General features: G+C 70.1%; 11 protein-coding genes and 1 pseudogene. 9 read left to right on the top strand and 3 right to left on the bottom strand.

Annotated elements, in window-relative coordinates; translation table 11 throughout:
* Nucleotides 1-133 precede the first annotated feature (133 nt).
* From QM633_RS00460 to QM633_RS00470, 3 genes are all read left to right on the top strand, one after another.
* Entirely contained in the window at nucleotides 134-1,078 is a 945-nt protein-coding gene (locus QM633_RS00460) for an AEC family transporter (RefSeq protein WP_415151753.1), read from the top strand.
* Between the two features lie 212 nt (nucleotides 1,079-1,290).
* Nucleotides 1,291-2,700, top strand: a complete 1,410-nt coding sequence (locus QM633_RS00465; protein WP_415151754.1) for an ElyC/SanA/YdcF family protein — start codon at nucleotides 1,291-1,293, stop codon at nucleotides 2,698-2,700.
* 122 nt (nucleotides 2,701-2,822) lie between these two features.
* A complete protein-coding gene (locus QM633_RS00470; protein WP_415151755.1) occupies nucleotides 2,823-2,981 on the top strand; it encodes a hypothetical protein in 159 nt (52 codons plus the stop codon).
* Between the two features lie 79 nt (nucleotides 2,982-3,060).
* Here QM633_RS00470 and QM633_RS00475 read toward each other — a convergent pair whose 3' ends face one another.
* Nucleotides 3,061-3,783 carry a FadR/GntR family transcriptional regulator gene (locus QM633_RS00475; protein ID WP_415151756.1) on the bottom strand — a complete coding sequence of 241 codons (723 nt, stop codon included), beginning with the start codon at nucleotides 3,781-3,783 and terminating at the stop codon, nucleotides 3,061-3,063.
* A gap of 163 nt (nucleotides 3,784-3,946) precedes the next feature.
* On the opposite strand from QM633_RS00475, the gene QM633_RS00480 reads away from it, so the two are divergent.
* The 6 genes from QM633_RS00480 (at nucleotide 3,947) to QM633_RS00505 (ending at nucleotide 8,421) form a co-directional block, all read left to right on the top strand.
* Nucleotides 3,947-4,708 (top strand): (Fe-S)-binding protein, encoded by a 762-nt coding sequence (locus QM633_RS00480; RefSeq protein ID WP_415151757.1) that lies wholly within the window; start codon nucleotides 3,947-3,949, stop codon nucleotides 4,706-4,708.
* Nucleotides 4,709-4,827: 119 nt separating this feature from the next.
* Nucleotides 4,828-6,252 carry a LutB/LldF family L-lactate oxidation iron-sulfur protein gene (locus tag QM633_RS00485; RefSeq protein ID WP_415151763.1) on the top strand — a complete coding sequence of 475 codons (1,425 nt, stop codon included), beginning with the start codon at nucleotides 4,828-4,830 and terminating at the stop codon, nucleotides 6,250-6,252.
* Nucleotides 6,249-6,899 carry a LutC/YkgG family protein gene (locus QM633_RS00490; protein WP_415151758.1) on the top strand — a complete coding sequence of 217 codons (651 nt, stop codon included), beginning with the start codon at nucleotides 6,249-6,251 and terminating at the stop codon, nucleotides 6,897-6,899. Before QM633_RS00485 ends, QM633_RS00490 begins: the two co-directional genes overlap by 4 nt.
* A 97-nt stretch (nucleotides 6,900-6,996) precedes the next feature.
* The gene (locus QM633_RS00495) at nucleotides 6,997-7,428 is read left to right on the top strand and encodes a DUF6325 family protein (RefSeq protein ID WP_415151759.1); all 432 of its coding nucleotides are present in this window, start codon (nucleotides 6,997-6,999) and stop codon (nucleotides 7,426-7,428) included.
* A gap of 35 nt (nucleotides 7,429-7,463) precedes the next feature.
* Entirely contained in the window at nucleotides 7,464-7,799 is a 336-nt protein-coding gene (locus tag QM633_RS00500; RefSeq protein WP_415151760.1) for an SHOCT domain-containing protein, read from the top strand.
* A 4-nt stretch (nucleotides 7,800-7,803) separates the two neighbouring features.
* The gene (locus QM633_RS00505) at nucleotides 7,804-8,421 is read left to right on the top strand and encodes a maleylpyruvate isomerase N-terminal domain-containing protein (RefSeq protein WP_415151761.1); all 618 of its coding nucleotides are present in this window, start codon (nucleotides 7,804-7,806) and stop codon (nucleotides 8,419-8,421) included.
* A 122-nt stretch (nucleotides 8,422-8,543) separates the two neighbouring features.
* Here the strand turns inward: QM633_RS00505 and QM633_RS00510 are convergent, their stop codons facing one another.
* Entirely contained in the window at nucleotides 8,544-9,203 is a 660-nt protein-coding gene (locus QM633_RS00510) for an NADPH-dependent F420 reductase (RefSeq protein ID WP_415151762.1), read from the bottom strand.
* Nucleotides 9,204-9,285: 82 nt separating this feature from the next.
* Nucleotides 9,286-9,671, bottom strand: a pseudogene (locus tag QM633_RS00515) (glutamine amidotransferase); the annotation flags it as partial.

The following is a 9,671-nucleotide window of genomic DNA, read 5'->3' on the forward strand; positions in this document are numbered from 1 at the left end:
GCCGCCGGGTGCCGTCCCGCCGGCGCGCGCCGCCGGCCGTGGTCGCGGCGGCCGGCCGGACGTGGTCGTCGTCGGGACGGCGGGTCGGGATCTCCTAGGGTGGCCCGGGGACGGGACCGGGAAGAGGTGTGGGGTGGCATTCGGCGTGCCGGCGGGGCAGGTGCTGATCATGTTCATCCTGATCGCGCTCGGCTGGGCAGCGTTCCGCCTGCACTGGATCGGCCAGGAGTCGTTGAAAGGCATGACGAACCTCTTGCTGTACCTGGTCTCTCCCTCGGTCACGATCCTGGCGTTCCAGCGCCCCTTCGACGCGGACCGGCTGCGGATGATGGGCATCGTCTTCGTCGTCGACCTGGCCGCGTTCGCCCTGACGATCGGCATCGCGAACCTGCTGTTCAACCGGCAGCTCGTGCCGGACGCGGACACGAGGACGACGCTGCGGTTCGGCACCGTGTACTCCAACGCGGGGTTCATCGGCATCCCGCTCGCCCAGGCCATCCTCGGTAACGACGGCGTCTTCTACACCGTGGCCTTCATCGCAGCGTTCACGGTCATGGTGTGGACGCACGGCGCCTCGCTGTTCGGCCACGACGGCGAGGCGCTCGCCGCGAAACTCCGCCGGGTCGCGCTGAACCCCGGCATCGTCTCGATCGTGGTCGCGCTGCCGCTGTTCCTGTTCTCGGTGAGCCTGCCGTCGCCGGTCTCGGACGTCCTCGGCTACCTCGCCTCGATGAACACCCCGCTGAGCATGGTCGTGGTCGGGGTGAACCTGGCCGCGTTCAGCCTGCGCACGGTGTTCAGCGACCGGCTGGTCTGGCTGGGCACGTTCGCCCGCAACGTGCTGGTGCCCGCCGTGTTCATCGCCCTGCTCGGCCCGGTGCCGATCGACCCGGTGGCCCGGCTCGCGATCGTCATCTCGGTGAGTGCTCCGGTCGGGGCGTTCCTGGTGATCTTCAGTGTCCGCCACGACCGGGACACGCAGTTCGCCACCCGGCTGCTGTGTCTGTCCACACTGGCGAGCGTGGTCACCCTGCCGGCGGCGCTGGCTGCGGCCACCGCCCTGTGGGGGAGCGCCTGAGCGAACCCTCAACCACGCCCTCGCAAACTCTCAACCAAATGCTGTTCATTCGGCGTTGCCGTGTCAGACTCCCTGAAGTGACGGCGGTCGAATACGACTGCGCATTTGGCGTTGCCCGCCCGTTCGGCTGGCGGGTTCGACGTCCACGAAATCGCGCATGAGTCCATTTCGGCGTGCCCGCATCGAAGGCAATCACGGGAAGGGCTGTAGCGATGGAACCGATCAGGACCGTACGGGTGCTGGCAGCCACGGTGGTCGCAGCGGTGTTCATCGCCCTCACCGGAGGGATCGTCGTCGAATCCCCGTCGCACGCTGCCGCGGTCGCCTCGCAGACCAGCCTCAAGGCTCAGGCGATCTACTTCCAGCAGGACCGCGACACCGGCCGGCGCGATCTGGCGGTCGCGTCCATGGCTGCCCACTCCGCCTGGCAGAACCAGCTGTGGAGCGGCTTCGTGAAGTCGTGGTCGACGATCAACAACTCCATGGTGATGAACTCCACGGTGCCCGCCGGATTGCCGAAGAAGGGCCACGTGTTCGTCGTTCTGGGCTCGGCCCTGAAGAAGTCGGGAAAAGTCAGCGTCAAATTCGAGCGGCGACTCAAGGTGGCGGTGAAAGCGCTGAAGAAGTACCCCAGGTCCAAGGTGCTGGTCACCGGTGGCGCGCCGAAGAACGGCCACACCGAGGGTGAGGTCGGGTACAAGTGGCTGGTGGCCAAGGGCATCGCCGGATCCCGGATCATCGTGGAGAAGAAGGCCGCCAGCACCATCGGGAACGCGAAGAACTCGATGGCCATCCTGGCCAAGTCGTCGGCCTACACCAGCTACAGCCTGATCTCCGACTCCTCGCACCTGCGCAGGGCCTCGATCCTTTTCGACGCGGCCGCGGTGCTCGTCCAGGAGAAGAGCGGTAAGCCGTGGGGGATCGAACGGCTGGCCAATGTCGCGTACATGGACATGAAGTCCGCCGGGAAGGTGCCGCTCGCGGACTGGTCGGTCACCTACACCGCCGGCAACGTGGCTGCACTGTTCGGTATCACCAGCACGTACAAGAAGCTGCTGGCCGATGCGCCGGCGAAGGCGGTCCTGACCTCGGTGGCGGTCACCTCCCCGACGAAGGTCAGCTACGCCGTCGGACAGGAGCTGAGCACGAAGGGTCTGGCCGTCACCGCCCTCTACAACAAGGGCGTGTACTCCCGCGACGTCACCTCGACCGCGAAGCTCAGCGGCTTCGATTCCTCGGCCGCCGGCACCGGCACCGTCACCGCGACCTACTCCGACGGCGGGGTCAGCAAGTCCGCGTCCTTCGAGTACACGATCGCCAGGAGTGCCAGCACGCTGGCGCTCAAGCGGTCCACCAGCACGGTGAGGGCCGGCGTCACCCGGCTGACCGTGAAGGCGACGGTCGGTGCGGAGTCGAGTGACGTCGTGCCCACCGGGTACGTGAAGTTCTACCTCGACGGCACCCGCCTGAAGACCATCACGCTCACCGGGAAGGACGCGGGAGTCGCGCGGTTCCGCTTCCCCAAGATCGGGGGCAAGGGCACACATCGCATCGTGGTGAAGTACCTCGGCTCGGACCAGCTCGGTGCCGTCCGGAAGGAACTCGCCGTCGCGGTGAGCTGAGGGTCCCGGCCGTCGGATGGATGAACGGGGCCGCTCAGTCACGGCGGCTTCCGGATCCGGGAATGTCCGGCCCGGCTCCTGCGCTGCACCTGGTGTACAGCCAGGAACCCACAGGAGGGTGCATGTCGGACAGCGAACACCGCACGACCAGCGAGGAGCGCCGCGGCCGAGAGCGCCGAACCGGGCCGGTGGAGGGCCCCTTCGTCGGCTCGTCCGCGTCCGAGGAGGAGGGCGCCAGCCCGGCCGACGTCCCTCGCCCGCGGCAGACGATCGCCTTCTGAGGCGGCACTGGCCCGGCGGTCCCAGGGCGGGGCCGCCGGGTCGTCCGTGTCTGGTGGACGCCCGACCGCGGGCCGCGGCTCAGCCGGCCTCGGGCCCGGAAATGCCGAGCGTGACGTAGGCGCGGCGGATGTGGCGCTCGATCAGGTTCGCCGCGGAGCCCGGGTCGCCGGCCTCGATCGCGGCGAGGATCTCCTGGTGCTCGTTGAGGATCTCCTGGCGGTGATCGGGCCAGTTGGGCAGCAGTCGGGTCGCCTCGCGGATGGTCTCCCGGACGGCCTGCCGGATCGCCACGGTGAGGTCGGCGATCAGTTCGCTCTGCCCCGCCCTGGCGATCTGGACGTGGAAGTCGGTGTCGAGGTCGTTGAACTCGTCGACGGCGTCCGACTGCTCCATGGCCGCCATCAGCCCCTTGAGCTTGCGGACCGAGCGTCCGGTGGTGCGCTGCGCGGCGAGAGCGGCCGAGGACCGCTCGAGGGCGACCCGGGTCTCGGTGAGGTCCGCCGTGCCCGCCGCCGAGAGGGTGAGGTGGAGCTGGAAGATGCGGGCGAGCGCGTCACCTCGCGCGGGCGAGATCCGGGTGCCGCGGCCGGGGCCGGAACTGGAGGTGATCAGGCCCTGGGTCTGCAGGACGCGCATGGCCTCGCGTACCGCCGACCGGCTCACGCCGAGCTGGGCGGCGAGATCGCGCTCGGGTGGCAGTTGGTCGCCAGGACGGTGCGTCCCGGCGAGGATGCCGGCCTCGATGTGCTTCAGCACGACCTCGTAGGCGTGGAGCCCGTCACGCTCCTCGGTGGGTGTCACGGCTTCATTGTGGCGGATCTGCCGGACGCCCTTGACGATCGCGGTGCGAAGGTCCAGACTCAGAAATGGTCTGACCAATAGGTCGGGCCGGGTGTTGCCGGGTCTCGTCCGCCACTCCGGTCGCGGGTCGTGCCCCGGTGGCTCCGCGACGAACGGAGGAACGATGACGATCCCGTCCGGTGGAATCACGGTGGCGCTGTTCGCGACCTGCATCAACGATGTGATGTTCCCTGGCACGCCCAAGGCGGTGGTATCGGTGCTGGAGCGGCTGGGTTGCCGGGTCGAGTTCCCGCTCGAGCAGACCTGCTGCGGCCAGATGTTCACCAACACCGGCTACTTCGACGCCGCCGTCCCGGACGTGCGCAACTACGTCAAGGCGTTCTCCGCCTACGACTACGTGGTGGGCCCCTCCGGCTCGTGCATCGGCGCCGTGCGCCACCAGCACCCGATGCTGGCCGAGCACGCCGGGGACGCCAAGCTGGCCGAGGCGGTGGATGCGGTGGTGGCCAAGACCTACGACTTCACCGAACTGCTCGTCGACGTGCTGGGCGTGACCGATGTGGGCGCATACTTCCCGCACCGGGTCACCTACCATCCGACCTGCCACTCCGTCCGGGTGGCGAAGGTGGGGGACCGGCCCTACCAGTTGCTCAGCAAGGTGAAGGGTATCGACCTGGTGCCGCTGGAGGCGTCCGACCAGTGCTGCGGGTTCGGCGGCACGTTCTCGGTGAAGAACCCGGACGTCTCGGTCGCGATGGGCTCGGACAAGGCGCGCCACGTCGTCGACACCGGCGCGGAGTACCTGATCACCGGCGACAACGCCTGCCTGATGCACATCGGCGGGCTGCTGCACCGGCAGAACTCCGGCGTGAAACCCATCCACCTGGCCGAGGTCCTCGCCCACACCGAGGCGGGTGCGGCATGAGCACCCCACGAAGCTCCACTCCTGGGCTGCGTTCCCCCGAACAGCTCCGCGGCGGCCCCGCGGTGACCGCCGAGGCTGTCCGCCGCACGCCGGCACCGCCGCCCGGGACCTACCTGGGCATGCCGAAGTTCCAGAAGAACGCCAAGGAGCAGCTCGGCAACGAGCAGCTGCGCAAGAACCTCCGCCATGCCACCGGGACGATCCGCGCCAAGCGGGTGATGCGGGTCTCCGAGGTGCCCGAGTGGGAGGACCTGCGGCTGGCGGGCGAGGCGATCAAGAACCGGACGCTGCGCCACCTCGACCGCTACCTCGTGCAGCTGGAGGAGTCGCTGACCAGGGCGGGCGCGACCGTTCACTGGGCGCGGGACGCCGCCGAGGCGAACGCGATCGTCGTGGGGCTGGTGAAGGCCAAGGGCGTCGACGAGGTCGTCAAGGTGAAGTCGATGGCCACCCAGGAGATCGAGCTCAACGAGGCGCTGGAGGAGGCCGGGGTCGCGGCGTGGGAGACCGACCTCGCCGAGCTGATCGTGCAGCTGGGCCACGACCGGCCCAGCCACATCCTCGTCCCTGCCATCCACCGCAACCGCGCCGAGGTCCGCGAGATCTTCCTGCGGGAGATGAAGCAGTACGGCACGCCCGCGCCGGAGGACATCACCGACGACCCTGCCGAGCTGGCCGGGGCTGCCCGCCGGCACCTGCGGGAGAAGTTCCTGCGGGCGAAGGTCGCGATCTCCGGGGCGAACTTCGCGATCGCGGAGACGGGGACGCTGGTGGTGGTCGAGTCCGAGGGCAACGGCCGGATGTGCCTGACCCTGCCCGAGACGCTGATCTCCGTGGTCGGCATCGAGAAGGTGCTGCCCACCGTCGCCGACCTCGAGGTGTTCATGCGGCTGCTGCCGCGTTCCTCCACGGGCGAGCGGATGAACCCGTACACGTCCATGTGGACCGGCGTCACGCCTGGCGACGGCCCGCAGGAGGTCCACGTCGTTCTGATCGACAACGGACGCACCAACGCGCTCGCCGATCCTCAGGGACGCCCGGCGCTGCGCTGCATCCGGTGCTCGGCCTGCCTGAACATCTGTCCGGTCTACGAGCGGGTCGGCGGCCACGCCTACGGGTCGGTCTACCCGGGCCCGATCGGGGCGGTGCTGAACCCGCAACTGCGCGGCATCGAGCACCCGATCGACCAGTCGCTGCCCTACGCCTCCAGCCTGTGCGGAGCGTGCTTCGAGGTGTGCCCGGTGCGGATCCCGATCCCCGACATGCTCGTGCACCTGCGCAAGGAGGTGGCCGACCACAAGCACGGGGTGCACGTGGAGCCGATCGCGATCGGGCTGGCCGGCTGGGCGCTGAGCGACCGCAAGCACTTCGAGTTCGTCGAGGGCATGGCCTCGCTGGCGGCGCGGGTGCTGCCGAACACCCACCACCTCGGGCCGCTGCCGTGGCCGGCCGCCGCGTGGACGCGGGCCAGAGACCTGCCGATGCCGCCGCAGGAGTCGTTCCGGCAGTGGTGGCGGCGCAATCGCGGGGAGGAGCAGAAGTGAGCGCACGCGAGGAGATCCTGGGCCGGGTCCGTTCGGCCCTGGCCGACGTCACCCAGCCCGATCCGGAGCTCGACGTCCCCCTCACCTGGGAATATGGTCGCGCGACCACGATGCCGGACGTCCTGGGCCGGTTCGTGGAGATGTGCGGGGACTACAAGGCGACGGTGGCCCGGTGCGGTGCGGCAGATGTCGCAGCTCGGGTGGCCGACCTCCTCGGCGGTGCCGGGGTTCGCTCGGTGGTCCTGCCGTCAGGGTTGGAGCAGACCTGGCGGCAGGCCATCGAGGCCGCAGGCATCACTGTCCACGATGACGATCCGCCTCTTTCGCGGGCCGAGCTGAACGCCATCGACGGCGTGGTGACCGCATCCGCGGTGAGCATCGCCGAGACCGGCACGATCGTCCTCGACCATGCCGCCGACCAGGGCAGGAGGGCGCTCACCCTCGTCCCGGACACCCACCTCGTCGTCGTCCGCGCCGACCAGGTGGTCTCCGACGTCCCCGAGGCGGTCGCCCGTCTTGCCGACGCGGTCACCGACGGTGCCCCGCTGACCTGGATCAGCGGCCCTTCGGCGACCTCCGACATCGAGTTGAGCCGGGTGGAGGGCGTCCACGGCCCCCGCACCCTGCTGGTCGTCCTCGCCGACTGAGACCCCCGATCGTGGGGACGGTTCCTTTCCCGTTCGCTGGTCCGTCCCTTTTCCCGTTCGGGAGTAGCCTGCCCGTACTCGAGGAGAGGATGGGGGAGTGGAACTCGGACCTGTTGAGCTTCTGGCGGTGACCGTGCCGGACGGCCGCCCGGACGCCCTGGTGCTGGACGAGCTGGAAGCGCTGGTGGCCGCCGGTAGCGTGCGCATCGTGGACGCGGTGCTGGCCACCCGGAACACCGGCGCCGACCTGGCGCTGATCGAGCTGGCTGACGCCGAGGGTTGGGACCGGCTGGTGGGGCTGATCGGCCATCTGGAGGGACTGCTGGCCACCGACGACGTGGACGAACTCGTGTCCGCGCTCGGCCCCGGCCAGATGGCGCTGCTGCTGGTCCTCGAGAACACCTGGCTGCGGCCGCTGCTGGCCGCCGTGCGCCATACCGGCGGTGAGGTGCTCGACGAAACAGCCATCACCGACCTGGTGGTGCAGGAGATCGCGGACAACGTCCCGGACGAGGAGGAGAACCGATGAGGCGCAGAGCCGGACGCCCCAGCCTGCTGGGCACAATGGCACGGACCGCAGTGATCGCCGGCACCGCGCAGACGGTGGCGGGCGGTGTTGCGCAGAAGCAGGCGGCGCAGGCCCAGGCCGCAGCCAACGAGCAGGCGGCCAAGCAGGCCACCCAGGCCGAGCTGGCCGACCTCCGCAACCAGGTCTCGCAGCTGCAGGCCACCACGCCGGATCCGGCTCCTGCGGCCTGGCCCGTGCTGCCGGCACCGCCGCCTGCCGCACCGGCCGCGCCCGATCTCCTGGCTCAGTTGCAGCAGCTCGCGTCCATGAAGGACGCCGGTCTGCTCACGGATGCCGAGTTCGCGGCTGCCAAGGCCAAGCTGCTGGGCTGAACTCGTGGTGGGCTTCGACTGGCAGGAGTCGCGTCGCGCGTGCGCCGACGCCGCCGGCTGGTTCCAGGCCACGACCGCCGAGGTCGGTGACCGCTGGGACGAGCCCGGCCTCGGCGAGTGGAACGTCCGCGCCCTGGTCGGCCACACGGCGCGGGCGTTGCTGACGGTGGAGGCATACCTGGGCACGCCGGCCGCGACGGCCGACGTGACCTCGGCGGTGGGCTACTACCTCGCCACGAAAGCGATCGCGGCGGGTCCCGGTGTGGCTCAGCGGGGGAGGGACGCCGGCGAAGCCCTCGGCGCCGACCCGGTCGCCGCGGTCGCGGAGATCGTCGCCCGCGTGTTCGCGCTGGTGGACGGGCTGACCGGCGAGGAACTGCCCACCACGATCGCCGGCGGCATCCGGCTGGCGGACTACCTGCCCACCAGGATCCTCGAGCTCACCGTGCACACCGCCGACCTGAGCATGGCGCTGGGCCTGTCCCCGGAGCCACCCGCGCTGCCCGCCGGACTGACGTTGCGGCTGCTGGCCGAGCTCGCGGTCACCGAGGGGCGCGCAGGCCCGCTCCTGCTGGCGGCGACGGGTCGTGGCGGGCTGCCGTCCGGCTACACCGTCCTGTGAAACCCTGACCGCGTGACCGTGATCGGTGGGTGCGCTGTTGTGCTGGCGCTGGTGATCTTCGTCGTCCTGCACATCGTGGGACGGGCGATGCTGGGCTGGCTGACGATCGCGCTGGCCGGAGGCTAGCGCACGATCTTGTAGGTGAACCTCGCGCTGCCCACCACGCCCCACAGCCGCAGCCAGACCAGCATCATGGCCTCGACGCCCCGAGCGGCGGTGATGTCGCCGAGGTCGATCACGTCGCGGTGGCCGAGGTCGGTGAGCAGGCCGGTGACCAGGGCTTTCGCCTCGTCGTCGTCGCCGCAGACGAAGGTGCTGAAGTCGCCGTCCGCGAGTTCTCTGGGCGTGACCATCAGCGGAGCCGTCATCGTGTTGAGGCTCTTCACCACGCGCAGGGCGGGGAAGGTGCGCTGGAGTTGTTCGGCGAGGGAGTCGGTGTTCGCCACGAACAGCGTGGGTGGCATTCCGTGGCCGGCGTCGAGCGGGTTCGCCACGTCGAGGACGATCGTCCCGTCCGCCACCGTGGCCGCGCCGACACCCGCGACGGACGCCTCCCCGGGCAGTGCGTTCACCACCAGGTCGGCATCCACGGTGGCCTCCGCGAACCTGGCCACCCCGACCGCCGGATGCGTGCCGGCCCAGGTGCCGAACCCGCCCGGGTCGGTGCGCGCGAGCGAGGTGGCGGGGTCGCGGGTGCCGACCACAACCTCATGCCCCCGCTCGGCCAGCCCACCCGCGAGCGACTGCCCCACCATCCCCGTGCCCAGTACCGCGATCCGCATGTCGTCCTCCTCGCCCCTGCGATCGTGCGCGCCGCCTGCCCGCGAAGGAATAGGCAGTTGGGCTCCCCGGGGACAGGGATCGCTACCGGCGCAGCCCGGCCTTCCGGACGGCCTCGATGCGCTGGCGGCGGAGTTCGTCCAGTTCGGGCATCGGCAGGGGATCGAGCTCGTGACCCAGCGCCCGCTCGAGCAGGTGGTCGGCCAGGTCGGGGTTCCTGGCGAGGATCGGGCCGTGGGGGTAGATGCCCAGCACATTGCCCTGGACGGCGCCGTCGGTGCCTTCCCCGGAGTTCCCGATGCCGATCTCGACCTGGGCGAGCGGTTCCGCCTCCGGTCCGAGGTAGGTGAAGCCGCCGTGGTTCTCGAAGCCGGTGAGCAGGCTCTCGGTGCCGTCGGGTCGCCTCCAGCTGCTGAGGATCTCGCCGACGGCGCGCTCGGTGCCGCGCCGCGTGGTCACGTCGAGCAGGC

It is taken from the genome of Propionicimonas sp., from assembly GCF_047606205.1.
In the GTDB taxonomy this organism is placed as follows: domain Bacteria; phylum Actinomycetota; class Actinomycetes; order Propionibacteriales; family Propionibacteriaceae; genus Propionicimonas.

What these genes read in the sequence shown, in the direction of transcription:
- QM633_RS00465 (WP_415151754.1), top strand. Translation starts at nt 1,291, where the DNA reads ATGGAACCGATCAGGACCGTACGGGTGCTGGCAGCCACGGTGGTCGCA.
- QM633_RS00480 (WP_415151757.1), top strand. Translation starts at nt 3,947, where the DNA reads ATGACGATCCCGTCCGGTGGAATCACGGTGGCGCTGTTCGCGACCTGC.
- QM633_RS00485 (WP_415151763.1), top strand. Translation starts at nt 4,828, where the DNA reads ATGCCGAAGTTCCAGAAGAACGCCAAGGAGCAGCTCGGCAACGAGCAG.
- QM633_RS00470 (WP_415151755.1), top strand. Translation starts at nt 2,823, where the DNA reads ATGTCGGACAGCGAACACCGCACGACCAGCGAGGAGCGCCGCGGCCGA.
- QM633_RS00500 (WP_415151760.1), top strand. Translation starts at nt 7,464, where the DNA reads ATGGCACGGACCGCAGTGATCGCCGGCACCGCGCAGACGGTGGCGGGC.
- QM633_RS00510 (WP_415151762.1), bottom strand. Translation starts at nt 9,203, where the DNA reads ATGCGGATCGCGGTACTGGGCACGGGGATGGTGGGGCAGTCGCTCGCG.